General features: G+C 64.2%; 23 protein-coding genes and 2 tRNA genes. 13 read left to right on the top strand and 12 right to left on the bottom strand.

Annotated elements, in window-relative coordinates:
- Positions 1 to 13 precede the first annotated feature (13 nt).
- The 3 genes from fba (at position 14) to AC0X69_RS08305 (ending at position 1917) form a co-directional block, all read left to right on the top strand.
- The gene (gene fba, locus AC0X69_RS08315) at positions 14 to 1096 is read left to right on the top strand and encodes a class II fructose-bisphosphate aldolase (RefSeq protein ID WP_482612988.1); all 1083 of its coding nucleotides are present in this window, start codon (positions 14 to 16) and stop codon (positions 1094 to 1096) included.
- A gap of 6 nt (positions 1097 to 1102) precedes the next feature.
- Positions 1103 to 1783, top strand: coding sequence for a ribulose-phosphate 3-epimerase (rpe, locus tag AC0X69_RS08310; protein WP_482612987.1), 681 nt, complete (start codon positions 1103 to 1105; stop codon positions 1781 to 1783).
- Positions 1784 to 1842: 59 nt separating this feature from the next.
- Positions 1843 to 1917: transfer RNA gene (locus AC0X69_RS08305), tRNA-Gln, on the top strand.
- 342 nt (positions 1918 to 2259) lie between these two features.
- On the opposite strand, the gene AC0X69_RS08300 is transcribed toward AC0X69_RS08305, so the two are convergent.
- Entirely contained in the window at positions 2260 to 3846 is a 1587-nt protein-coding gene (locus tag AC0X69_RS08300; protein ID WP_482612986.1) for a recombinase family protein, read from the bottom strand.
- 217 nt (positions 3847 to 4063) lie between these two features.
- On the opposite strand from AC0X69_RS08300, the gene istA reads away from it, so the two are divergent.
- The 3 genes from istA (at position 4064) to AC0X69_RS08285 (ending at position 6918) form a co-directional block, all read left to right on the top strand.
- Positions 4064 to 5329, top strand: a complete 1266-nt coding sequence (gene istA / locus AC0X69_RS08295; protein WP_482609828.1) for an IS21 family transposase — start codon at positions 4064 to 4066, stop codon at positions 5327 to 5329.
- Positions 5326 to 6192: an IS21-like element helper ATPase IstB gene (gene istB, locus AC0X69_RS08290; protein ID WP_482608716.1), complete on the top strand. Its 867-nt coding sequence runs from the start codon at positions 5326 to 5328 to the stop codon at positions 6190 to 6192. The genes istA and istB overlap by 4 nt, the downstream gene beginning before the upstream one ends.
- A 549-nt stretch (positions 6193 to 6741) precedes the next feature.
- Positions 6742 to 6918 (top strand): hypothetical protein, encoded by a 177-nt coding sequence (locus AC0X69_RS08285; protein WP_482612985.1) that lies wholly within the window; start codon positions 6742 to 6744, stop codon positions 6916 to 6918.
- A 282-nt stretch (positions 6919 to 7200) separates the two neighbouring features.
- Here the strand turns inward: AC0X69_RS08285 and AC0X69_RS08280 are convergent, their stop codons facing one another.
- Positions 7201 to 8019, bottom strand: coding sequence for an SGNH/GDSL hydrolase family protein (locus tag AC0X69_RS08280; protein WP_482612984.1), 819 nt, complete (start codon positions 8017 to 8019; stop codon positions 7201 to 7203).
- A gap of 259 nt (positions 8020 to 8278) precedes the next feature.
- On the opposite strand from AC0X69_RS08280, the gene AC0X69_RS08275 reads away from it, so the two are divergent.
- Complete coding sequence (locus tag AC0X69_RS08275) at positions 8279 to 9388, top strand: glycerol dehydrogenase (protein WP_482612983.1); 1110 nt, start codon at positions 8279 to 8281, stop codon at positions 9386 to 9388.
- Positions 9389 to 9397: 9 nt separating this feature from the next.
- Here the strand turns inward: AC0X69_RS08275 and AC0X69_RS08270 are convergent, their stop codons facing one another.
- Genes AC0X69_RS08270 through AC0X69_RS08255 form a run of 4 tightly spaced genes read right to left on the bottom strand, consistent with a single transcriptional unit; the run spans position 9398 to position 12939 of the window.
- Positions 9398 to 11011 (bottom strand): GMC family oxidoreductase, encoded by a 1614-nt coding sequence (locus AC0X69_RS08270; RefSeq protein ID WP_482612982.1) that lies wholly within the window; start codon positions 11009 to 11011, stop codon positions 9398 to 9400.
- A gap of 9 nt (positions 11012 to 11020) precedes the next feature.
- On the bottom strand, positions 11021 to 11455 hold the full coding sequence (locus AC0X69_RS08265; protein WP_482612981.1) for a hypothetical protein: 435 nt from the start codon (positions 11453 to 11455) through the stop codon (positions 11021 to 11023).
- A 29-nt stretch (positions 11456 to 11484) separates the two neighbouring features.
- Positions 11485 to 12162, bottom strand: coding sequence for a transaldolase family protein (locus AC0X69_RS08260; RefSeq protein ID WP_482612980.1), 678 nt, complete (start codon positions 12160 to 12162; stop codon positions 11485 to 11487).
- A gap of 36 nt (positions 12163 to 12198) precedes the next feature.
- Positions 12199 to 12939: a class I SAM-dependent methyltransferase gene (locus tag AC0X69_RS08255; RefSeq protein ID WP_482612979.1), complete on the bottom strand. Its 741-nt coding sequence runs from the start codon at positions 12937 to 12939 to the stop codon at positions 12199 to 12201.
- A 338-nt stretch (positions 12940 to 13277) separates the two neighbouring features.
- On the opposite strand from AC0X69_RS08255, the gene AC0X69_RS08250 reads away from it, so the two are divergent.
- Positions 13278 to 14399, top strand: a complete 1122-nt coding sequence (locus tag AC0X69_RS08250) for a c-type cytochrome (RefSeq protein WP_482612978.1) — start codon at positions 13278 to 13280, stop codon at positions 14397 to 14399.
- 10 nt (positions 14400 to 14409) lie between these two features.
- Entirely contained in the window at positions 14410 to 15390 is a 981-nt protein-coding gene (locus AC0X69_RS08245) for a cytochrome c oxidase subunit II (RefSeq protein ID WP_482613330.1), read from the top strand.
- 24 nt (positions 15391 to 15414) lie between these two features.
- On the opposite strand, the gene AC0X69_RS08240 is transcribed toward AC0X69_RS08245, so the two are convergent.
- The 3 genes from AC0X69_RS08240 to AC0X69_RS08230 form a co-directional block, all read right to left on the bottom strand.
- Positions 15415 to 15753, bottom strand: a complete 339-nt coding sequence (locus AC0X69_RS08240) for a rhodanese-like domain-containing protein (RefSeq protein ID WP_482612977.1) — start codon at positions 15751 to 15753, stop codon at positions 15415 to 15417.
- A 59-nt stretch (positions 15754 to 15812) separates the two neighbouring features.
- Positions 15813 to 18614, bottom strand: a complete 2802-nt coding sequence (ppc, locus tag AC0X69_RS08235) for a phosphoenolpyruvate carboxylase (protein ID WP_482612976.1) — start codon at positions 18612 to 18614, stop codon at positions 15813 to 15815.
- 120 nt (positions 18615 to 18734) lie between these two features.
- On the bottom strand, positions 18735 to 19022 hold the full coding sequence (locus tag AC0X69_RS08230; RefSeq protein WP_482612975.1) for a hypothetical protein: 288 nt from the start codon (positions 19020 to 19022) through the stop codon (positions 18735 to 18737).
- A gap of 202 nt (positions 19023 to 19224) precedes the next feature.
- Between AC0X69_RS08230 and AC0X69_RS08225 the strand changes: the two genes are divergently transcribed.
- Entirely contained in the window at positions 19225 to 19740 is a 516-nt protein-coding gene (locus AC0X69_RS08225; protein ID WP_482612974.1) for a PTS sugar transporter subunit IIA, read from the top strand.
- The gene (gene bioB, locus AC0X69_RS08220; RefSeq protein WP_482612973.1) at positions 19737 to 20720 is read left to right on the top strand and encodes a biotin synthase BioB; all 984 of its coding nucleotides are present in this window, start codon (positions 19737 to 19739) and stop codon (positions 20718 to 20720) included. Before AC0X69_RS08225 ends, bioB begins: the two co-directional genes overlap by 4 nt.
- An 80-nt stretch (positions 20721 to 20800) precedes the next feature.
- On the opposite strand, the gene lipB is transcribed toward bioB, so the two are convergent.
- Positions 20801 to 21496, bottom strand: a complete 696-nt coding sequence (gene lipB / locus AC0X69_RS08215) for a lipoyl(octanoyl) transferase LipB (protein WP_482613329.1) — start codon at positions 21494 to 21496, stop codon at positions 20801 to 20803.
- A gap of 159 nt (positions 21497 to 21655) precedes the next feature.
- Between lipB and AC0X69_RS08210 the strand changes: the two genes are divergently transcribed.
- Positions 21656 to 21740: transfer RNA gene (locus tag AC0X69_RS08210), tRNA-Leu, on the top strand.
- Between the two features lie 155 nt (positions 21741 to 21895).
- Here the strand turns inward: AC0X69_RS08210 and AC0X69_RS08205 are convergent.
- Positions 21896 to 22351, bottom strand: coding sequence for a hypothetical protein (locus AC0X69_RS08205; protein ID WP_482612972.1), 456 nt, complete (start codon positions 22349 to 22351; stop codon positions 21896 to 21898).
- A 293-nt stretch (positions 22352 to 22644) separates the two neighbouring features.
- Between AC0X69_RS08205 and AC0X69_RS08200 the strand changes: the two genes are divergently transcribed.
- The gene (locus AC0X69_RS08200) at positions 22645 to 23508 is read left to right on the top strand and encodes a hypothetical protein (protein WP_482612971.1); all 864 of its coding nucleotides are present in this window, start codon (positions 22645 to 22647) and stop codon (positions 23506 to 23508) included.
- A gap of 17 nt (positions 23509 to 23525) precedes the next feature.
- On the opposite strand, the gene AC0X69_RS08195 is transcribed toward AC0X69_RS08200, so the two are convergent.
- On the bottom strand, positions 23526 to 24488 hold the full coding sequence (locus AC0X69_RS08195; protein ID WP_482612970.1) for a polysaccharide deacetylase family protein: 963 nt from the start codon (positions 24486 to 24488) through the stop codon (positions 23526 to 23528).
- Between the last annotated feature and the right edge of the window lie 3 nt (positions 24489 to 24491).

The raw sequence follows: 24491 nt of genomic DNA, 5'->3' as shown, positions 1-24491 counted from the left end.
GCGGAGGCGACAAATGGCTCTCATCACCCTGCGGCAACTGCTCGATCATGCCGCCGAGCACGACTACGGCGTTCCGGCGTTCAACATCAACAATATGGAGCAGGGCCTGGCGGTGATGGAGGCGGCCGCGTCGGTCGACGCGCCGGTCATCATCCAGGCCTCGCGCGGCGCGCGCAGCTACGCCAACGACATCATGCTCGCCAAGATGATCGAGGCGCTCGCCGCAATCTGGCCGGACATTCCGCTCGTCATGCATCTCGACCACGGCAACGCGGAATCGACCTGCGCCAGCGCGATCCGCTTCGGCTTCACCTCGGTGATGATGGACGGTTCGCTGAAGGCCGATGGCAAGACGCCCGCCGATTACGACTACAATGTGCGCGTCACCCGCAATGTTGTCGATATGGCGCATTGGGTCGGCGCTTCCGTCGAGGGCGAACTCGGCGTGCTCGGCTCGCTGGAGAGCGGCATGGGCGAGAAGGAAGACGGCCATGGCGCCGAGGGCAAGCTTTCGCACGATCAGCTCTTGACCGATCCGGCGCAGGCCGAGGATTTCGTCGCCCGCACCAAGGTCGACGCGCTGGCGATCGCCATGGGCACGTCGCATGGCGCCTATAAATTCTCGCGCAAGCCCGACGGCGCCATCCTGGCGATGAAGGTGGTCGAGGAAATCCATCGCCGCCTGCCCGGCACGCATCTCGTAATGCACGGCTCCTCGTCAGTGCCGCAGGAGTTGCAGGACGCCTTCAACGCCGCCGGCGGCCAGATGCCGCAAACCTGGGGCGTGCCGGTCGCCGAAATCCAGCGCGGCATCAAATATGGCGTGCGCAAGATCAACATCGACACCGACAATCGCATCGCCATGACGGCGGCGATCCGCGACGTCCTCGGCAAGAACAAGGGCGAGTTCGATCCGCGCAAATATCTGAAGCCGGCGATGGAGGCGATGCGCGCCGTCTGCAAGCAGCGCTATGAGGAGTTCGGCACGGCGGGACAGGCGTCGAAGATCAAGCCGATCCCGCTTTCGGAAATGGCCAAGCGCTACGCCAGCGGCGCGCTCGATCCGCAGTTCGCCGGCAAGAAGGCGGCCGAGTAGGGCACCATGTCGAAGGTGATCATCGCGCCCTCCATTCTCTCAGCCGATTTCGCGCGGCTGGGCGAGGAGACGCGCGCGATGACCGAGGCGGGCGCCGACTGGATTCATCTCGATGTGATGGACGGGCATTTCGTGCCCAACATCACCTTTGGGCCCGGCGTCATCGCCGCGCTGCGGCCGGTGACGACGCTGCCGCTCGACGTGCATCTGATGATTTCGCCGGTCGATCCCTATATCGCGGCCTTCGCGGAAGCGGGCGCCGACGTCATCACCATTCACGCCGAGAACGGGCCGCATCTGCATCGCTCGCTGCAGTCGATCCGCGCGCTAGGCAAGAAGGCGGGCGTGTCGCTTAACCCGGCGACGCATGAAAGCGCGCTGCAATATGTGCTCGACGACGTCGATCTCATTCTGGTGATGACGGTCAACCCCGGGTTCGGCGGGCAGAGCTTCATCCCCTCGCAGCTCGACAAGATCCGCGCCATACGCGAGATGATCGGACGTCGCGCCATCCGCATCGAGGTCGACGGCGGCGTGACGCCGCTGACGGCGCCGCAGATCGTCGAAGCCGGCGCCGACGCGCTCGTCGCCGGCTCGGCCGCCTTCCGGGGCGGGCAGGTCTGCTACGCCGATAACATCGCGGAATTGCGGCGCGCCGCGGCGAGCGCCGGCGCGATCGCGGTGTGAGCCAGGCGGTCGGCCAGTTGATTGTCGCGGCGTGGCGCGCTATCGCCTCACCTGCGCATTGGGGCGTCGCCAAGCGGTAAGGCAGCGGATTTTGATTCCGCCATACGGAGGTTCGAATCCTCCCGCCCCAGCCAGACATTCCCTGAAGTTCACACCGGACGCAGACTTTGGGGAAAGGACCGGGAATTCGGGGCGTTTGCGCGAGGAGCGGCGGCTCAGAGACTTTCCTGAGTCGGAAATCCCGGTTTCAATGGCGCGATTCCAGGCGCAGTCTCAGTAGGCGATTTTCCAATGTCCGGGATTTTTCGACGGACGCCTCCTGAGACGGGTTCGCTTTGCGCGCAGACCGGTTCGCTTTGACGCGATTCGGACGACGAAACCGTAAGTGTCTTCACTATGTCGTCGCTTCCGGATCGAGACGCAACAGAGGTACGAGACTGTGCGCGCCGCTCGCAATCGGACAAAAGCGCTTTCTTTTAGCCGAGGCCAAGCAGTCGCTCTTGATCTGCCCAAGCATGAGGCAGAGCCTGTGTCAGGCTGGAGACTGTCACACCTGAGGGAGCGGCACCGTCGGCGATCGCCTGAATGACTTTCGGCGACAGGAAAGCAAGGACGGCCAAACGCCGGACATAACGTTCCGCGAGACCTTCGCTCGAGGCGACGTCGTTGAATGATGCGGCCTTACCCGACAGGATCGTCTCCATCCATCCACGTGAACGCGCAATCGCCTTCAGCAACATCTCTCGCGTTTCGGAGTCGATCGTCCCCTGGTTTATTGGCGCATGCATAACTCCCTTCCGAGGCGCGAGTTTTGGGGCAAAGGGGATCGTCAGCTCGGTCAATCTGTTCGACGCGATTTCAGCGTCTGATAGATCCGCTTCCAGTTCCGGCTCGCGAAGCGTGATCGCGATACGATCGGATGCAATGATGATCCGCTCGATCCGCGCGCGAATCAGATCGCGATCGCAGGCGCCATCATTTGCGTTCAGCGCTTTCCTCACAGTGTCGCAAACGAGTTGCTCAACGTCGGGCGCCGACACGCGGGAGACGGTTCCCGCTTCGCTTTTTCGGTTCTGCAGCAAGGCGTGAGACACGTAATAACGATAGCGGACGCCTTTCTTGTTGGCGTGGCTCGGGCTCATCGGATTGCCGCGATCGTCGAAGAGAAGACCGACGAGCATGGAGGAGGTACGTGATCTCGTGAGCTTTCGCTTGACGGCGCCTTCGGCCAGTCTCGCCTGAACCGCGTCGAAGAGATCGCGATCGAGGATCGGCTCGTGCTCGCCCTTGTGGATCTCTCCGCGATAAGCGATCTCGCCGACATAAAAGCGATTTTTCAGCATATGCGCGAGCGGACCGACCATAAAGCTCGCGGCGGCGATCGTTTTGCCGCTCGCGAGCTTGCGGGGTCTTGGTCTGACGCCTTCCCGGTCGAGCGCCGCCGCCAGTTCGCCGATCGACCCAAGGCGCAGGTAGTCGGCGAAGATTTTTTTCACCAGCTCCGCCTCCTCAGGAACGATCTCAAGCTTCTTGCCGCTGCTTCGATAGCCCAGAGGAACCGGCCCGCCGACCCAGATTCCCTTGCGCTTGGAGGCGTCGATCTTGTCACGGACGCGCTCGCCGATGACTTCGCGTTCAAATTGAGCGAAGGACAGCAGCACGTTCAGGGTCAGCCTTCCCATGCTTGAAGTGGTGTTGAAGGACTGGGTGACCGAGACAAAAGAGACGTCAAACGCGTCGAAGAGCTCGACGAGCTTGGCGAAGTCGGCGAGCGAGCGCGTCAGGCGATCGACCTTGTAGACCACGATGATGTCGATCTTACGGGATCGGACCTGCTCCAAAAGGCTTTGCAACGCCGGACGCTCGAGCGACGCGCCGGACAATCCGCCGTCGTCGAAGCGATCGGCGACGAGGCGCCAGCCTTCATGGGCTTGGCTCTTGATATAGGCCTCACAAGCTTCTCGCTGCGCGTCGAGCGAGTTGAAGGCGAGGTCGAGATTGTGTTCGGTCGACTTACGCGTGTAGATGGCGCAGCGCTGAGGCTTGGCGACGGCTGTTTTCATGCGCCGCGTCCCCGACTAAAAGTGGGGGAGGCGGCGGCTCTCGAGCCGCCGTCTGAGCGCTGTGCAGGAAGGGTGTGAGTGCCGGTCGTAAACTCCCCAAATGTGCCGATTGAAAAATCCCCAGTTTTCGTGACGCCCGGCCTTCCAGGGCATGCCCTGGAAGGCCGGGCGGCGCCGACTCGCCGATGCTGCTCCCCTTGGCGGAAGGGAGGGCTCGGTGATCAAACTCGGGGAAATTGTCATGATCCTGGAATTACATCGTCAGGGCGTCTCTGTGTCCGCGATCGCGCGCCAGCTCGGAATCGACCGGAAGACCGTCCGCAAGCACATCGCCGCGGGGCTGACGGCGCCCAGCTACAAGGCGCGGCCGCCGCGCGAACGCGCGATCGCAACTTTCGAGGCCTATCTGCGGGAGCGCCTCGTCGCCTATCCGGCGCTGAGCGGCCGCCGGCTATGGCGAGAGATCAAGGATCGCGGATATGCCGGCGGCTACACTGCGGTCACCGACTTCCTGCGCGAACTTCGGCCGCCGCGCTCGAAAGGCTTCGAGGTGCGCTTCGAGACGCCGCCTGGCGAACAGGCTCAGGTCGACTTCGCCCGCTTCGATGTCGAGTTCCTCGACGAGCTCGGCGTCAAGCGGATCGTCTGGCTCTTTTCCATGGTCCTGGGGCATTCCCGCTTCATCTGGGCGCGCTTCGTCCTGCACCAGGATATGCAAAGCGTCCTACGCTGCCATATGGCCGCCTTCGAGGCGCTCGGCGGCGTCCCGCGCGAGATCCTCTACGATCGCATGAAGACGGCCGTTATCGGGGAAGACCCGGATGGCCTCGTTGTCTACAATCGCGCGCTACTGGATCTGGCGCGCCATTACGGCTTTCAGCCGCGCGCCTGCAAACCCTACCGCGCCAAAACGAAGGGCAAGGTTGAGCGGCCCTTCCGCTACATCCGGGAAGACTTTTTCCTCGGCGGCGCCTTCCGCAATCTTGATGACCTGAACGCCCAGCTCCGAATCTGGCTCGATACGATCGCCAATCCGAGGGTCCACGCCACGACCAGGCGCGTCGTCGATGAGGCTTTCGCCGAAGAGAAGGCGTCGCTCAAGCCGGTGCCGTCGACGCCCTATCAGGCGGTGCTTCGGCTCGAGCGGCGCGCGTCGCATGAAGGCATGGTCAGCGTCGGCGGCAATCTCTACAGCGTCCCGGACACGACCCGGCGACGCGTCCTTGATGTCCATGTCTTCGCCGACGCCATCCGCATCTTCGAGGACGGCGAATTGATCGCCGCCCATGCGCCGCTCGAAGGCCGCGGCGAAAAACGTCTCGATCCGGCGCATCGCAGAATGCCGTTGCAAGCGTATCGTCGCCGGCCGCCCGACGCATTGCCGTCCCTCATGCTGCGCGCCGGCGATCACGCCGCGAGACGCCCGCTGGCCTTCTATGACGCGGTGGGGCGCCGGCTGGCGATGCAGGGAGGCTCACGATGAATGCAACGCCCTCCGCCGTCATCGACCGCGTCAAACGCAATCTCGTCGGCCTGAGAATGCCGCGCGCCCTCGAAATCCTCGACATCACCCTGCGCGGCATCGAGCGTGGCGAGACTACGGCGCTCGACGCGCTCGACATTCTGCTCACCGAAGAACTGACGCTACGCGAGAACCGCCGCGTCCGGATGGCGCTCCAGATGGCGCGCCTGTCCGCCGTCAAGACGCTCGCCGGCTTCGACTTCGCCTTCCAGCCGTCGCTCGACAAGAGCCGCGTCATGGCGCTCGCCGAATTGCAGTTCATCGATCGCGCCGAAGCGGTTCATCTCATCGGACCGCCCGGCACAGGCAAAACCCATCTCAGCCTGGCGCTCGGCGTCGAGGCGGTTAAAGCCGGCCGCAGCGTCTACTTCGCCTGCCTCGCCGACATCATCGCAACATTGGCCAAGGCCGAACGCGAAGGGGCGCTGCGGGAGAAGATCCGTTACTTCTGCCGCTTCTCGCTGCTGATCGTCGACGAGATCGGCTATCTGCCGGTTACGCCCGGCGGCGGCAATCTGTTCTTCCAGCTCGTCAACGCCCGCTATGAAAGGGGCGCCATGATCCTCACCTCGAACCGCGGCTTCGCGGAATGGGGCGAGATCTTTGGCGATCCAGTCGTCGCCACGGCGCTCCTCGACCGTCTCCTGCATCACGCCGTCGTCTTCCAGATCGAAGGCTCGAGCTATCGCCTGCGCGAGCACGCCGACCTCTTGCCCGAACATGTTCGGACGAAAGCCAGCATCCAACCCGCGCCAATCCCGCCGACCCTGCGTCGTCGCGGACGCCCGCCAAAAAACGGAGGCGCCGATCAAGACCTCGGCTGATCGCCACGCCCGCCAACTGGGGAATTTTACTCCGGCGCTTCTGGGGAAATTAACATCGGCATTTACATGGCGTTCATGGTCTGCCTCGACAGCAATTTTGGCGCGACCGGCTTGCGCGCTTCACGCAACGAGCGCCGATCGAATTGCGCAAAGGCTTTCACAGAGAGATTCCGCTCGTCAATATTCGGAGTGGGGATAAGCTTGGGGAAAGCGCCCTTAAACAGCCATTCAAAGGTATTTAACGTATAGATTTACACACCAAAGGCTATTTCTGTAGCAACAAAATTCGCGGCGGGGAGGGGCCTCTTCAAAGGCCCTTCAAAGCCCCTGTAAGGGCCGTTTAAGAACCGGCGCCTTTCGGAAGGCACTTTTTACCCGTTCGAATGCTTGCAAAATACTGGCGTTGCTTTGCGCGCAATGCGCCCGTCGATCCGGTTAGGGCGCCCTTGCACAGCAGGTGACTCGCTCAAGAGGTCGGTAGAGGGCCATTTCAGACCCGGGGACGTCCGAGAACCCCGAATCACCCGGTTCGATCGCAAACGCACGGCGTTGTCGCAGGCCGACAAGATCCACCCGCTTTACGGCGCCGCCATTCCAGATAGCGACTCGCATATCCCGCCTAACGGCGCGCTCATCCCGCTCAACGGCAACCGAAATCCAGATAATGGCAATCGAATCCCGGCTAACGACAATCCGATCCCGGTTAACGACAAGAAATTCTCCTGATAACAGGCCCGCGTCCCGGGTTTCTGGTCACATGCGTCCCTGTTTTTGCAGCAGCGAATCGACGCCATGGCACTGGAATCAGTGGGTTTCGTCGCAGACGATTGGGGTGAAGCCTGAATTTTTGAAAACCTCCCTGATTTTCCCATAGTCAGGGAGGGGAGCGAGGCGAGACGGGTTCGCAGGAGACTGCGTCGTCAGCCAGTTCGGGCCTACGCCCGGTATATCTCAAGCGCCAAATTGACCGTCAGATGGCTGAGTTGGCGTTCAGGGGCTGAATATATCTCAAAGATCGGGCTGGCTCACGAGATCCTGGATCTCGCCGGCAAGCCGGTCGGCGATGCAGGCGTAGCCGGCGTCGTTCATGTGGAGACCGTCGGGCGCGAGCAGAGGCTCGACGCCGCCGTCGGAAGAGGCGGCGAGCGTCTTCATCAGGTGGTAGCGGGAAAAGAGGCAGATATGCTCCTTCTCCGCGACCCGCTCCAATGTCTGCACGAAACGTTCGTAGCGGGCGGGATCCCTGACCGTTTTCGTAAATTGCGGATCGACGAGCAGCACGTCGCTCTTGTGCCGCTCGATCGACAGGATGCAGCGTTCGACCACGGCCTCGAATTTCGGCTCCGAAACCGATGCGCTCAACGCGTCATTCGTCCCGACCTGCCAAACCACGAGATCGGGTTTGATGCGGTCGAGCTCAGCATTCAGGCGCGCAAGCGCGCCATCCGCGGTCTCGCCGGCTTTCCCGGCGTTGATGACCTCGACATTCGCGCCAGGAAATCTCTGCTCAAGCGCGATTTCGAGTCGCGCGGGATAGGCGGCGGCGGGGGAAGAAGCGCCGACCCCTTGCGTCGAGGAAGAACCGATCGCCAGCACCTGAACGGGCATCCGCGCCCGCAGCCGCGCGGCGGTGCGGCGCAAGAATCCCCTCGCCGGCACGCGGACGGGAACGACCGCGCAGCGGCTGCGCGGGATCTGTTCGACCGCGAGCGCCGAGCAAGGCGCAAGGCAGGCGATGCTCGTCAGCGCGTGAAGGACAGCTCTTCGGCTTGGACGAAATCGGCTGGCGCAGCGGTCGCCGTCAGAGGCGTGAAGCGATGTCTGCATTCGAGGAAGCTCGCGAGTTCGTTACAGAGTCCAAAGTGGGCATGGACAGGCACGATATCGCTCAAGGGAGCTGATTTCAAAAAAGTCGACGAGCAGTCTGGGGAATAAAGCCCGTGAACGCGCTCGCGACAAGCGCGGCCTGAGAGGAACGTCAGGCAAGGCGAGCGTCGGACAGGCGAAGACGACCGAGCCATGCGTTGCGTTCAGGCTTCATTTGCTCTCAAATCGCAACGCCCACGCACGACACTCGGACAGCGGCATGCTGAAGGTCTTCTGCTCTCCCTCGCGATATGTTCAAGGCCGCGACGCGACGCGCGCGCTCGCCTCGGAACTCTCGCGGCTTGGGATTGCCGGAAGAGCGCTGATCATCGCGAGCCCTGCCGCCAGCAAGGCGCTGCAGCCGATATGGCGCGAGACGTTCGCCGCCGCCGGACTCGATTTCGCCCTTATGGATTTTGGCGGCGAATGTTCTCTGGCTGAGATTTCCCGCGGCGTCGAGGAAGCGCGCCGCATGTCGGCCTCGACGATCGTCGGCGCCGGCGGCGGCAAGACGTTGGACGCCGCTCGCGCGGTCGCCGCCGAACTCGAGCTTCCGGTCGCCTGCTGCCCGACGACCGCGTCGAGCGACGCGCCCTGCAGCGCCCTTTCCGTCGTCTACAGCGAGGACGGCGTATTCGAAAAATGCCTGTATTACCGGCGCAACCCCGATCTCGTTCTCGTCGACAGCACGATCATTGCGCGCGCCCCGGTGCGCCTGTTGGTCTCCGGCATGGGCGACGCGCTCGCCACCTATTTCGAAGCGGACGCCGTGATCCGCGCGCATCGCAGGAACGTCGCCGGCGGGCTGAGCACGATCGCAGCCGCCGCGATTTCCGAACTCTGCTACAGGACTCTGCTCAACGACGGAACGTCCGCCGTCGCCGCCGCGCGGGCCGGCGCGATCACGCCGGCGCTCGAACGCATCATCGAAGCCAACACGCTTCTCTCGGGGCTTGGGTTCGAGTCGGGCGGACTCGCGGTGGCGCATTCCGTCCACAACGGGCTGACCGCTGCGCCGGAGACGCATGACCGGCTGCACGGCGAAAAGGTCGCCTTCGGCACGCTCGTGCAGCTCGTGCTCGAAGGGCGGCCGAGTTCGACGATTGATGAAGCGATGGGATTTTGCCTCTCCATCGGCTTGCCGTTGACGCTCGCTGAACTCGGGCTTCAGCAGCTGACGCGAGAGATGGCCTGGGCGATCGCCGAACGCGCCGTCGCCGCCGGCGAAAGCGCGCATAACGAACCTTTCGAGGTGACCGCGGCGGATCTCGTCGACGCGATTTACGCCGCGGACGCGCTCGGCGCGGCGTTAAAGCCGCGCGCTTCTTAGAAGCCCCACCTATTCCGCCAAAGCCGAAAGAATGGCGTTGGAGGCGCGAAGCGCGAGCGCGGCGATGGTGAGCGTCGGGTTTGCGGTGCCGCCCGTCGGGAATGCGGCCGCGCCGACCACAAAAAGATTTGGATGCGCGTGGGCGCGAAGATTCCTGTCGACGACGGATGTCGCCGGGTCATCGCCCATGCGTGCGGTTCCCATGATATGGCCGGCGGCCTGTGCGTCGTCCTTGTGCCAAAAGGCGTCGACGCCAATTCTGGCGAACATGTCTTCATGCCTGTGTCTGGCGTTCGCGAGCGCGCGGTCGGTATAGCGGTCGAGTTCATAGTAGATCGCGGGGCGCGGCAGGCCGGTCTTTTCGATCTGCGTCGCGTCGAGCGTCACCCTGTTGCTCGCCAGAGGCAGTTGCTCGGTCAATGCGGCGACCCGGATGTGCCGCGACGTCTGTTCCTTAAGAGCGGCGTCGAGCGCCGTTCCGCGCAAGCCGCTGAGCGCCAGTTCGCGGGCGGTCGACTCCGGCGCGCCCGTTGGCCAGCTCCAGCCTTCATTGCCGATCTCGAATCGCAAAGCCGAATTGACGCCGCGATCCTTCGAGTCCCGAAAATTTTCGATCCCCGACGTCGCGCCGGGGCCGCGGTAAGGCCAGACGGGCTGGCGCGTCAGCGCCCAGCTGAGTTGGATCGGATGATCCATCAGGTTGCGCCCGAGCTGATCGGAGCGGTTCGCGACGCCGCCAGGAAACGACTCCGAGCCCGACGCGAGAAGGAGCCGCGGAGTTTCGACGCCATTGGCCGCGACGACGACGACGCGCGCGAATACGCGCCCGGTCGATCCATCCGAGCGCATGAATCTCACCGCCTCGACGCGCCCGTCCGGACGACATTCGATGAAATTGGCGCAGGTTTCGGTGAGCAGCGTCGCGCCTTGCGACTGAGCGCGCGCGATATGAATCGTCGCGTCATATTTCGCCTGAATCGGACAGACGGGAATGCAACTCGCGCTGCCGCGACAGGACGGCCGGTCGCCCGATGGCTTCGAGAGGCGCGCCTGCGGCGTCGGTCGAACCTTGTAATCCGACGTTTGCAAAGCGTCGCGCCACGCCAGATCGAGAAAGCTTTGTGCAAGTGGCGGAAAGGGGTAGGGCGCGGAGCGCGGCGAGCCGAGATCGTCGTGATCGTCTCCCGCGACCTCCAGCTCCTGTTCGGCCTGGCAATACCAGGGCTCGAGATCGGCGTAGGAGATCGGCCAGTCGACGCCGAGCCCGAACAGCGATCGCATCCGGAAATCGTCGGGAACCAGGCGAATGGCGGAGCCCAGCCAATGCCATGTCGTGCCGCCCACCTGTCGCAGATAGGTCGAATTGAAGGGATGAGCGCCTTTCTGAGCGTAGAAGCCGTAAGGCTTGTCGGTTTCGGGGTGCGGCGTGAAATCAGATTGTTCGTACGCCGACTCGGGCGTCTTGGGAGACGCGCTCTGAAACCGTTTCACCGAGGCTGCGCGATCTACGCGAGCGCCTGCCTCCATGAGGATGACGTTCAAGCCTTTGTGCGCCACGCGCGAGGCGATCAAAGCGCCCGCGACGCCGGAGCCTATGATCAAGACGTCTGCGTGAAAATCCATAGGAAGGCGTCACTTCTCGATTGGCGCGTCGGCCCAGCGCACAGCGTCGTCGCCGGCTATGCCCCTCGGCCGCGCAAAGGCCATCGCGCGCCACATGAGCGCGCCCGTGTAGTCGACGCAAATCATGCGCCCGGAATTGACGGTCTGGCCGGAATACCAATCGGCGACGATTCTGCGCGCGAGACCGCCCGAGTCTGTTTGGTTCAGGCCGCCGATTTCAGGCGGAGAGCCGCCGCGATCCGATCCAAGAGCCTGCAGATAAATCCGGGCGGAATCGACGGAAAGATTCGGGCGTCCGGTGAGCTCGGCGCTGAGGCGTAGAAATTCATCGAGGTCCAGGGTCTGCGCAAGACCAGTCCGATCAGCGATGCAGGGCGTGAGCGCGCCGATCGCGCAGCCGATCAGAAGCTTCCGCCGCGAGACGCCGCGAGTAATTTCGTGCATTGAGCTCTCGCTCCGGCGGGGCCGGCTCTTCAGCGCTCCCATGCGACCTTCTCGTCGAACGCCTTGATCGCGTCCTGCGACAGTGAAGAGGTGAGCAAATCCTCGAGAACGGACGGCGGCGCCGTGATCTCGCGGCTATATCGAAGTCCAACTTCGACGGTCTGTCGATCGGGAAAGCTCGCAAGCAGCAGGGTTCGTTCGGCGCCCTTGACGATCGCGGCGATGTCTTCGAGTCGCCTTTGCCAATCGCCATCCAGCCGCATGAGCCTGCCGAGATAGACGGCGACGCCGGACGCGCCAGCCTCCATCGCGACATAGGCCTGCGCCGCCGTGAATACGGCCGTCGCCAGAGTGGCGCAGCCGATCTCTGTCAGCTTATCGCAGCATGCGAGGCTCGCCGGAGTGGGCGCAAGCTTGATCCAAAGCCTTGTTTCATTCGCCGCCTTCAGGTCGTCGAGATAGAGTCCCGCCTGCATCACGATCTCGTTCGGGCCGCCAACCGCCTGGATCATCAGCTCCCGAATGGCGCCGGTCTCCGTCGCCATTGTGCAGAGCTTTCGCGCCGCAGCGACATAGGCATCCAGCGACAGTGTCTCCACGCCGGCGGCGTGTGCCATGAGCGCCGGATTGGTGGTGAAGCCCAGCACGCCAGGAAATTCGAGCGCTTTGCGGATCGCGCCTTGATCCGCCGTATCGACGAGCAGCATCGCGCCCTCACATCGGAAATTCTGTCGAAGACCTTTTCATGCGGACCTTCTCCTCGCACTCAGCACAATGCTTTTCGGATTGTCGAGGATCGCTTTCCAAAAGTCCTCGCCGTAACGCGCGATCCCCTCTGGCGAAACCGCGAAGGGCGTCCATCGGGCGTCGCTAAACCCCGCCTGCTCCAGAGCCTCCTCGTAGGCGCGTCGACTCCATTGAGTGAACTCGATCGAGAATTTTCCGTCGCCGACAAAAGTCATCCGAACGCGCAAGCTCTTCGGGCCTTTGCCGATCTCCTCGAGAAAAAACCCGTAAGGAAGCATATCTTCGCGGCCGTTGATGAAGTCCGGATTGGGCACGACGGCGATCAGTCGGCCATCGGGATTCACATTCGTCGCGACCGACCTGAACATGCGCTCGAGCGTCGGCTCGTCCTCGGCGTAGTTGAACAGAAAGACGGCGGTAGCGATGTCGAAGAATCCGAAGATCCTCATCGCCGCGCCGTCGCCGACCTCATAGATGATTCCGAGGGGGTTTTCGTTTTCTTCGCGCCGCGCGGCGTCAATCATCGCAGGCGACAGATCGACGCCGAGCACGTCCTTTGCCCCGAGCCTTTTCAGCAGCCGGGAATAGTGGCCGGTCCCGCATGCGTAGTCGATGGCGCGCGCGCCGGCGATGTGGCCGAGCGCGGACTGGACGGACGGCGTTTCAAGGAAATTGGTGACGTCATCTTTGCGCGCTCGCGAATATTGGCTGCTGATCTCTCGATATTGGTCTCTCATGATCATTCCCAACAGTTGACATGGCAATGAACGGTCAGAGAGCTTATTCCTTCAGCTCGACAGTGGCCATGGGCCGGCGACGGGGAAAGTTTCTGCCGCGATCGATGGGCGGCGCGTTGGCTTGGCCTCGCGCGCGCTGACCGCTTCGTCTTTCGGCCCTATCTCTCTCAGCACAGAGACTTTGCATTGGCGCGGCTCTGACGCCAGCGCCAGCTTGGGAGATCGGTATGGAGAGCGTGGAACGGTCATACAATCTGTGCGCTCCATGTCCCGCGGCAGAGCAGCGGTGACGCCTGGTGGCGTTCGCGGCAAGAAAAATTCTGCTTCTCGGCGGGGGTATGGCCCTCGTTCTGGCTTTCACCGTCCTGTTTTTTGCGTGGTCGGGCCTCTACAACGTCGCGGCCAGCCATCCTCATTGGGCGCTCACGCGCTGGTTTCTCGAGTTGGGTCTGCAGCGTTCCGTCGCCACGCACAGCGCTCTCATCGCTGCGCCGCCGCTCGATGATCAAAATCGCGTGATCCTCGGAGCGGGTCATTTCGACGGCGGCTGCGCGCCTTGTCATGGCGCGCCGGGGGGACACAGCGACCCGATCGTCGATCGCATGCTTCCAGCGCCGCCCGAGCTCAACCGCGCCGCGTCCGATTGGTCGACTGAGCAGCTGTTCTGGATCGTCAAGCACGGTCTGAAGTTCACCGGAATGCCGGCCTGGGTGGCGCAGGAGCGAGATGACGAAGTTTGGTCCGTCGTCGCCTTCCTGCGCGTTCTGCCGAAGATGAGCATGAGCCAATATCGGCTTTTCGCCATCGGCGACGTCGAGCCGCCCCGGAAGAACGGCCCCGAGATCGCCCGGAACGGTATGACGTCGGAGGCGCTGACGCGATGCGTGCGCTGTCATCGCGGCGATGCGCAGCCCAGAAGCGCTCTCGTGCCCCGCCTCGCCGGACAGTCGCAGACCTATGTCGAACGCGCGCTGCGCGATTTCGCCAGCGGCGTGAGGCAAAGCGGAATCATGACGCCGATCGCCGTGGCGCTGGACGACGCCGCGATCATGGCCCTGAGCGAATATTACGCGCGCGCGCCGACGTCCGCTCCGAGCGCGCTGCCGGCGGGACCAAACGCCGATCAGATTGCGCGCGGCAGACAGATTGCGACGGAGGGCGTCGCGGATTCAGGCGTGCCGCCCTGTCTCGTTTGCCACGGCGACAACAGGGCGCCGTCCTTTCCAAATCTCGACGGACAGTATGCGCCCTATATCGTCGGTCAGATCGAACTTTGGAAACGCGGACTGCGCAAAAAGTCAGGATATGGAGCGATCATGTGGACGATCGCTTCGCGACTGACCGATGAGCAGGCGAGAGACGTCGCCGCTTATTTCGCAAGCGCTGCAGCGACAAGAGCCGAAGAGCCTGAACGGCCGACGCCGCCGCCGCCGCGTCGTGGGGGGCGTCGTGCGCGATAGAACGCGATTCCTGCGCATGGCGCGCGCCGCCCCGGCCGCGTGCCTGCTGCTCGGGGGATGCGAAGGCGTTCAATCGACGCTCGCGCCGTCTGGACCGCAGGCGCACCACGTTGCGCAACTCTTCTGGGTCATGGTCGCGGGAAGCGCGGCGATCATGCTCGCCGTCAGTCTTCTGACGGCCATCGCGCTATTTGCGTCCGCGCGTCGGCGGGCCTTCCTCGCCGGCGATGCTGTCATCCTCGCCGGCGGTCTGGTCTTTCCGGTCGTCACTCTCTCCGCGCTCCTCGTCTACGGACTGATTATGCTCGGCGCGGGGCCGGACAAAACGACCGCCGCGCCGGTCAGAATAGAGGTGGCGGGCGAGCGCTGGTGGTGGCGCGTCGTCTACCGAGACGAGGCCGGCTCGACGGTCGAGAGCGCCAATGAATTGCGGATTCCGGTCGGCCGCGCGATCGAGATTGAGCTCACGAGCGACAATGTCATTCATAGTTTCTGGGCGCCGAGGCTGGCCGGCAAGCTCGACATGATTCCCGGCCGCAAGACAAAGCTCACGCTCAGCGCCGGGAAAGCCGGCGTGAGCAGGGGCCAGTGCGCCGAATATTGCGGCGGCGCGCACGCCCTGATGGCGTTCAATGTCGTGGCGTTGCCGCAGCGGGAATATGACGACTGGCGCTTACGGCAGTTTCAGCCCGCGCAGAAGCCCGCAACGCCAGAGACGATTGATGGCGAGGCGCTGTTTCTTTCGAGAGGATGCGGCGCCTGCCACACGATCCGGGGAACGCCTGCCGCCGGCCGCCTCGGGCCGGATCTGACTCATGTCGGCGGCAGGATATCGATCGGCGCCGCGACGCTCGCCGCGGACGAGGCTTCCATCGCGCGCTGGATCAGGCACAATCAGGAGATCAAGCCCGGCAATCTCATGCCGGCCTACGACATCTTCAGCGACAGCGAACTGCTCGCCCTGTCGCGCTATCTTGCAAGCCTGCGGTGAAGCCGCGTCGCCGTCTCCGCGCGCTTACATCCCCTGGATGACAGGTTCGCCGGCGTCGAGCCAGGCGAGAATGCCGCCGCCGAAATGCGTGTTGGCGTCGCGCCTGCCTAACAGCCGCGCCTGTTCCATCGCCGTCACCGAGCGCCGACCCGACCGGCAATAGATGACGACCTGCTGGTCCTGGCCCGCGACCGGCAGCTTGCTCGGATCGAACTTCGACAAAGGATTGAACAGCGCGCCGGCGATATGGCCCGCCGCATATTCTTCAGCCTCCCGCACGTCGACGAGCAGGATTCGCCCTGACGCGATGCCGGATTTCAACTCGTCCAGGCTGATGTCATTGAACTGACTGCCTGCGCTCATGACGCTTACCCTCCGATACGATTCTTCGCCTGATGTCTGAAGCGCGCCCACGGCGCCCGCTATCCCGTATTGCGCAAGCCTGCCGCGACGCCGTTGATCGACATCAATATGCCTTCGCGGATGTCTTCGCTGTGCTCGCCGGCGCGATGGCGGCGGATCAGCTCGACCTGCAGATAGTTGAGCGGGGCGATATAGGGGAAGCGGTGCCTGAGCGAACGCGCGAGCGTCGGATTGTCGGCGAGACGCTCCTTGGAGCCGAGAATTTTCTCGAGCGCCTCATTGGCGCGCGCATGTTCCGCCTCGATCATGCCGAAGATGCGCGCCGCAAGCGCCCGATCCTCGACAAGTCCGGCGTAATGATGCGCGATCGACATGTCGGTCTTCGACAGGATCATGTCGATGTTCGACAGCAGCGCGCGGAAGAACGGCCACTCCTGGCTCATGCGGCGCAGCAGCGCGAGCCGCGCTTTCTCATCCTTTTCGATGAAATGCGCGATCGCCGAGCCAAAGCCGTACCACCCAGGCAGAGCGACGCGCGCCTGCGCCCATGAAAAGCTCCACGGAATTGCGCGCAGGTCTTCGATGCGCCGCGAAGGTTTGCGCGAGGCGGGACGCGAACCGATGTTGAGCGAGGCGATTTCCGAAATCGGCGTCGACGAAAAGAAGAAATCGACGAAGCCTTCGGTGCCGTAGACGAGGCCGCGATAGGCGGCCATGCCGGCCTGGGACAATTCCTCGGCCGCCTCCAGAAACTCCGGCGCAGGCGTTTTTTGCTCCGAGAGGAGCGTCGCCTCGAGCGTCGCCGCGACGAGCAGTTCGAGGTTGACGTGGCCGATCTGCGGATTGGCGTATTTCGCGGCGATGACTTCGCCCTGCTCGGTCAGACGGATCTGCCCGTTCACGGTGCCGGGCGGCTGCGCGAGAATGGCGTCATAGCTTGGCCCGCCGCCGCGACCGACGGTTCCGCCGCGTCCATGGAAAAGCCGCAGGGTGACGTTGGGCAGCGAGGCGAAAAATTCCGCCAGCGCGGTCGAGGCGCGGTAGAGCTCCCAGATGCTCGTCAGGATGCCGCCGTCCTTGTTGGAGTCGGAATAGCCGAGCATGACGTCCTGCTGCCCGCCCGAATTGACGACGAGCTTGAGGATGCCGGGCAGCGCATAGAATTCCCGCATGATCGGCGCGGCGTTGCGCAGATCGTCGATCGTCTCGAAAAGCGGCACGATGATGAGATCGGCGATGACGCGCTGCGCGTCGCGCGGGTCGAGCGTGCCGCGCATCAGGCCGCATTCTTTCTGCAGCAGCAGCACCTCGAGGAGGTCGCTGACGGTTTCAGTATGGCTGATGATGTAATGGCGTATCGCCTCGTCGCCGTAGAGGCGGCGCATCTCGAGCGCGCGCTCCAGGATCGTCAATTCGCTCGTGGCGCGCTCGCTGTACGTCACGCCGGGCAGGCGAACCGGCCGCGGGTCGCTGAGCAGCCTCATCAGCAGCTGCTGTTTGTCGGCCTCGGGCAGCGCGGCGTAATCCTCGGCGACGCGCGCGACGTTGAGAAGCTCGGCGATGGTCTCCTCGTGCCGGTCCGAGCTTTGTCGCAGATCGAGCGTCGCCAGATGGAAACCAAAGACTTCGACGCCGCGGATCATCGGTTCGAGCCGCTGCGTGGCGATCACCTCGCTGTGATGCACCCGCAGCGATTCGTCGATCGTGACGAGATCGGCGAGCAGCGCCCATGAGTTGGCGTATGGTTCGCCGGGCGCGACGGCGTGGCGCGCGGCCTGGCCGCCGGTCAGCTTCTCCATCGTGCCGGCGAGGCGCGAATAGACGCCGATCAAAGCGCGGCGATAGGGTTCGTCGTCGCGATGCGGGTTATCGTCGCCCGAGCGCGCGGCAAGCTCTTCGAGCGCCTTGGTGCAGCCGGCGTAGCGGCGCGAAATCGAGAGTTCCGCGCCGAGTTCATGCACTTCGAGCAGATAAAAGCGCAGCGCCGTTTCGCATTGCATGCGCATGGCGGTCGAGAGCGAGTCCGCCGTGACGTTCGGATTGCCGTCGCGATCGCCGCCGACCCAGGCGCCCATGCGCAGGAAAGGCGGCACGCGCAGTCCTTCCAGACGCTGTTCGATGTCGGCGTAAAGACGCGGGATTTCGCGCAGGAAGGTGCTGCGATAGTAGCTCAGCGTATTCTCGATCTCGTCGCGCACGGTCAATCGCGAATGCCGCAGGAGCTCGGTCTGCCAGAGCTGCGAGACGCGGGCGCGCAGCTGCATCTCGTTCTGCGCGCGCTCGGCCTTGCCGCGCATATGTTCGCGCGCGGCGAGCAGCTTGAAGATCGCGTGTTCGGCGTCGAGAAGGCTCTTGCGACGCACTTCCGTTGGATGCGCGGTCAGTACCGGCGAGATCCAGCCGCGCGCCAGCGCCTGGGCGATCTTGCCGGCCCCGACGGCGGCTTTGCGAAGCCGCGCGAAAGTGGTCGCGAGGCTGGGCGCGTTGGCGACGGCGCCGCTCGCCTGAGCGCGCGCGCGCTGCTGCAGCGGATGCAGATCTTCGGCGATGTTTGCAAGATGCGAGAAATAGCTGAAGGCGCGAATGACGGTGCGCGCCTCCTCCGCCGTCAGCGAGCGCAGCAGGGCGTCGAGGCTCCTGTCGGCCTCAACGTCGCCATCGCGGCTGGCGGCGACCGAGAGTCGCCGGATCGTCTCGATGCGCTCGAAGGCGGCGGTCCCCTCATGTTCGCGGACGGCGTCGCCGAGCAGTCGCCCAAGCAGGCGAATATCCTCGATGAGGGTCTCGTCGCCTTTCGTCGCGTCAGGCTCCGACGGAGCGAGCGTGACGGGTTTTTCCTGCGCCTGCGCCTCAAGCTGCATACTGTCGCGACCTTTGAACTGTTCTGCGCCTCAAGGCGCGTCCAGGGCAGCTATAGCAGGCTTCGGACGCCATTTCGACGCGTCTGCGTTCGGCCCGCCGCCCGACTGCGCGCGCGCCTCCTAAAAACCGAAGAAATCCGGCTCCTCGCGGTAGTATTTCCGAAAATCGGTGGGAGATAGTTGCTTCCGGCAAGGTCGCGAGAGATACGGCATATGCCGCTTGAGGCAATTCTCCATCTCGAAAACAAAGACGGTGTTGCCGCCGCAGAACCGGTAGGCGTCGGCGGCGCAGGCATTCTGCTCCTCAGCGATGTCGTCGGCGGTGTTGCCCGCCCAGGTGTTGACGGCAAGCGCCGGCGTGGCGCCGCTCGCCGCGCAGAGAAGCGCAAGGAAGATGGCTCTTGGCACGAGAACCTCGCCGGAGATTGCGAAGAAGCTTAGCCGCCCGAAACTGCTGCAGACCACAGCGTTTGACAAGAGCCGGCCGCGCGTTCGCGACGCGGCGGCGGCGGGAGCGGGCACTTGTTCGACGCCGCTCCGCCCCTTATAGACTTCGGCGGCGCTAAATGACGCCTCATCTTCCGCACTTCGCGGCGTTAACGGTCAAGTCATGCTCGACATAACGGAAATAGCCATCTTCGCCGCGGTCGGCGTGGTCTTTGCCTTAGGGCTTCTCGCGTTCTGCCGCTGGTCAGGCGCCGCCGTCGCCCGCATCGCGGCCTACGCGCTGATTGCGCTTTCGTTCCTTTACGTCGGCTTCGCGTTTCGCGCTGACGAGCCCGGCCCCTGGGCCGGCGTCGAGATGACCGGCGTCGCCGTTTTCGGCTCGCTCGCCGGCATGTCGATCATCGGCTCGCCGTGGTGGGTCGCCGCAGGCTTTGCGCTGCACCCCTTCTACGCGATCTATTTCCACTATATTGGCGCGGCGTCCCAGTTCGCCCCAGCGCCCTTCGTCATCGCCAACGCGGGTTTTGACGTCGCGATCGCGCTTTCCGTCGCTTACGCGGCATTGCGCGGCGCGCGGAAGAAAGCGCCGGCCGCAGAGGCGCCGGCTGCGCCGCAGCGCAAACTCGCCGCGCGCTCGCAGCATCGCGCGCAGAGCGGCGACGCCGGAGGTCCGGCGTGAACGCGCCCGTCGACTTCTCGCTGCGTCATGACTGGCGCGTCGAAGAGATCGTCGCCATCCACGATCAGCCGCTGCTCGATCTCGTCGCGCAGGCGAACGCCGTGCATCGCCGGTTTCACGACGTCAACGACGTGCAGAAGGCGGCGCTGTTGTCGATCAAGACCGGCGGCTGCCCGGAAGACTGCTCCTACTGCCCGCAATCGGCGCATCATCGCGAGGTGAAGCTCGACCGCGTCGACCTCATGGAGACGTCGGACGTGCTCGCCGCCGCCAGGACCGCCCGGGAGGCCGGCGCCGATCGCTTCTGCATGGGCGCCGCCTGGCGTTCGGCCCCCGAGGGCAAGCGCTTCGACGCCGTGCTCGACATGGTCCGCGGCGTTCGCGCGCTTGGCATGGAGGCCTGCGTCACACTGGGCATGATCAACCAATCGCAGGCCGAGCGCCTCGTCGACGCGGGACTCACCGCCTACAACCACAATCTCGACACGGGCCCCGAGTTTTACGGCGAGATCATCACCACCCGCACTTATCAGGAGCGTCTCGACACGCTCAAGGCCGTTCGCGGCGCGGGCCTGGAGATGTGCTGCGGCGGGATCATCGGCATGGGCGAAGGCGTCCATGACCGCGCCGGCATGCTGCAGACGCTCGCGTCTTTCGATCCGCATCCCGAAAGCGTGCCGATCAACGCCCTGGTCGCGGTCGAGGGCACGCCGCTCGCCGGACGGGCCCAGATCGATCCCCTGGATCTCGTGCGCATGATCGCGACGACGCGGATCGTCATGCCGAAGTCGCGGGTGCGGCTCTCGGCCGGCCGCTCGTCGCTGTCGCGAGAGGCGCAAATTCTCTGCCTCGTCGCCGGCGCCAATTCGATCTTCTACGGCGAAAAGCTGCTGACGACCGATAACGCCGGCGTCAATGAAGACGATGCGCTTTTCGCCGCGCTTGCCGCGCGCGAGGGGCGGGCGCCCGCCGCGTCCTAAACGCTCCGCCTGATCGGTTCGCTTGCGCCTTGTCATTCCCGGCAGGCCGAAGGCCTGATCGGGAATGACGCCCGAGCGGTTCAAACGGAAGTCGTATCAGCCGGGCCGAAGATCGCCTCGAAATTTCTGCGCAGTGCGGCGTCGACCGCCTGCATGTCCGCCGTCGCGCCGAGGTCCGCGAGGCTCGTGACGCCGAGATGCGCCTCGCGCACGCCGCAGGGCGCGATGCCGGAAAAATGAGTCAGGTCCGGCGCGACATTGAGCGCGACGCCGTGGAAGCTCACCCATTGGCGCAGGCGCACGCCGATCGCGGCGACCTTGTCTTCCGCCGTCTCGCCGCCCAGTCCTTTGGGCTTCTCCGGCCGCTGGACCCAGACGCCTACGCGCGCGGCGCGCCGCTCGCCCGAGACGCCGAAATCGGCGAGCGTCGCGATGATCCAGGATTCGAGCGCGCAGACCAGGGCGCGCACGTCGCGGCGGCGGCGCGTCAGGTCGAGCATGACATATGCGACGCGCTGCCTGGGGCCGTGATAGGTGAACTGGCCGCCGCGTCCGGTGCGGAAGACCGGAAAGCGCGCGTCGAGCAGGTCCTGTTCTTTCGCCGAGGAGCCGCCGGTGTAGATCGGCGGGTGTTCGAGCAGCCACACGCATTCGCGCGCCTCGCCCGAGGCGATCGCCGCGGCGCGCGCCTCCATCCACGCGACCGCCTCTCCATATGCGACGAGATCTTCGCTGACGCGCCATTCGACCGGCGGCGCGCCTGCGGGGGCGCGCATGCCGGACGCGTCGGCGGCCCGGACGGGAGGGCAGGCGGCTTCGCTCATCACGTCATTCTACATCAATCGGGAGGTTCGTGCGTCGCGGCCGCTTGTCATCGGCAAGGCGATTTGTTAGACGCAGCGCGCCGGCGCTTCGCGTTTAAGCGGAGCGCCTTGGCGGCCGTGGCGGAATTGGTAGACGCGCTAGCTTGAGGTGCTAGTTGGGCAACCAGTGGAGGTTCGAGTCCTCTCGGCCGCACCATTCCGAAGAGCGGGTTCACGGAGACTCAGCACATTCGCCAAGCCTGTCCCGCTGAGGGGCAAGTGAGGGCAAGGGGGGCTGAGCCTACCAGAGCTAACCCCTTCGAGCGATGTCGCGCCTCTGAACAATGCAGGGCGAGCTTCGGAACAGGACGGTCAATTATCGCCGATCATCGGCCGGATAAGCACTTTCCACTCTCCTTCCGATGAACATTGCTTTTGCCCGACCTTGCATTGGTCGATGTTCATCGTCCCCTCGTTCTGCTTGCGAACGCCGGAGAACGCGCCGACGTCGCTGTTGCCGTCCACATCGTGCAGGGTTTCAACGAGCCGGAATTCCTTGTCGACGGCGCTGACGGTTTTCAAGCCTTCAAGATAGAAGCATTTTTTGGAGACCGGATCGTAGCGAGCATCGAAAAAAGCAATATGAAGCCCGTCCTTGTCGCTATATTCGCGTTGCGGGTGGTCTCGATTGAAGGCATCCGCGACGCGTTTCTCGCATCGGTCGCGTAACGCGTCTGGCGACTTATTCGGCTTGGAAAGCGCCGCATGCGGCGTAACGAGAAGCACCGAAAGGAGGCTGGAAAAAACAGCCGAGGTTCGCAGGCGCATCGGCGCTCCTGTTGCCGAGAATTTGGGACGACATGTGTCTTATATAGTTCCGATCAAGATACAAGGCGCGGTTGTGCGCTGCGCGGTTCACAGCGCCAAAAGGCGCCCGGCTGATTGCGGCGCCGCAGCGGGCAAACATCAGCCACATTCCCGATTGCAATATGCCTGCGCTGGCGCTTGTCAGTGCGAGCCGCCTGCTCGGTCTGTGCGGACCCGCGCCAGAGGCGCGGTGGGTTGCGCGACAGCGAGGCGCGTTCGGCTCTTTTCGTTCAACCGCGCCCGGAGAGGGAAGCATGGCTGTTTCGTTAAGAGACCGCGGGGCGCCGCCGAAGGACAATGTCGAAACGCGCGCCCGCTATGCCTGGCATGACATCGAAGCCGATTGGCGCGTGGCGTCGCCGCGGCCGAACGGCTCGCGTCGCCAGTCTTATGCGACCGACTCGGATCGCAACTTCGAGAGAGTCGAGCGCTTCTTTTATGTGGGCGCCGCGGCGCTTGTCATCGTCGGAACGGCGATCGTCGTTGGTTCGGCGTTCTGGGGCGAACTTCCCCAAACGATCGATCCGGACGACTCGACGACGCCTCAAAGGATAGCGTCGCCCGCGTCCTCGCGCGTCGCCGGCTCGGAGGCGCCGCCGTCCAATCCGGGACCCCAGGAGCAGCGGGCGTCAATCATCGCCGGCCCCGTGGAGCCGACATCGCCGCAAGATCGCGCGTCGGCCTCCACGCAGAACGGCGCAGAGTCCGCCCCCGCCCCGCAAGCGTCGGGCTCGATTGCGTCGTCGATCGCCAACCTCGATCTCGAACCGGAATTTCTCAATGACGACATCGCGGGAAGGCGCAGAAAAGCGCGCCGCGATATCGAGGACGGCGCGTCTGCGACGCGAGAAAACGCGGCGGAGGAAGCTGCGCCGGACGCCCGGACAGGCAAGTGCTACGTGCGCATCTCCGGACGCGTCCTGAACAGCGGCGCCTGTCAAATCTCGCGCAAAGGCGGCGGGGTGACCTTCCAATACGCCGGTCAAACGCTGACGCTTTCCCCCGTCAGGGGAAAAACCTGGTCTGCGACGCTCGGCGGCAGGAATATCGGCAGCGTTTACAAGAGCGGCTCCTGCTGGGGTTCAAGGAGCACCTATATCTGCGATCGCGGCGGCTAGCGCCGCTTCCGGCGGCTTTAGGGCTCGCCGGATTTTGGCGCCTCCTGCGCGCCATGTTGATGCGTTTGCGGGGCCGGCTTGGCCTTTGATCCAAGATTCTTGACGATGATCGGCTCTGTCGTCGAGGTCCAGTCGGGACCTGCGGCGACGATCGGCGTCGGCGCGTCGCCGGGAATTATGTGCACGAGCGAATAGCCGCGCTTTTTCAGCTCGCGCAGGAACTCGGGCAGCATCTGCGCGGTGATCCCTTGCGAGTCATGGAAGAGCAGGATGCCTTTGCGGTTCTTTTCGAGCCGCGACAGCACGAGATCGAGTTCGGCCTTGGGCGTCATATGCGCCCAGTCCGACGCCCACAGATCCGAGCCGAAGATGGTGTAGCCCCGGGACGTCAGGTCGGCGACGAGCGCCGGCGTATCGGCGAAGCCGGGAAAGCGGAAGAAAGGCGCGGCCGTCGCGCCAAGCGCCTTGTTCACGGCGGCGATTCCCTTGTCGATATCGGCCTTCGCGGCCTCCTCGCTCATGAGCCTGAGTGTCTTCTCCGGATGGCTGTAGGAATGATGGCCGATGGTGTGGCCTTCCGCAGCAGCGCGCTTGACGAGGGCAGGCAGACCTTCGGCGTTTCGGCCGATCAGAAAGAAGGTCGCGCGCGCGCATTCCTTGGCGAGCGCGTCCAGCACATGCGCCGTTGTCGCGGCCGGACCGTCATCGAAGGTGAGAACCACTTCATGGTCTCGGAGGTCGAGCGTGCGCGGGTAGCTTTGCAGGCCGATCGCCGCTCCCTTGGCGCGGTCGATTTCGACGACGCGTGACACGCCGAGCGCGTCGGGTCCGCAGGTCGGTTCAATGGCGGCCGCATCTCCCGGCGCATAAACAAAGCCGGCGATTGACAAGGACGCCAGCAGCCTGAGCGCGATCCGCCTGACAGGAGCGGCGTTGACGGGCGGTTCTGATCTATTCAACAGCGGAAAAATGGCGGTCATTGC

This window comes from Methylocystis sp. Uni0008, from assembly GCF_056838045.1.
The sequence above is the reverse complement of the archived record's forward strand: the minus strand, read 5'-3'. Positions and strand labels throughout refer to the sequence as shown.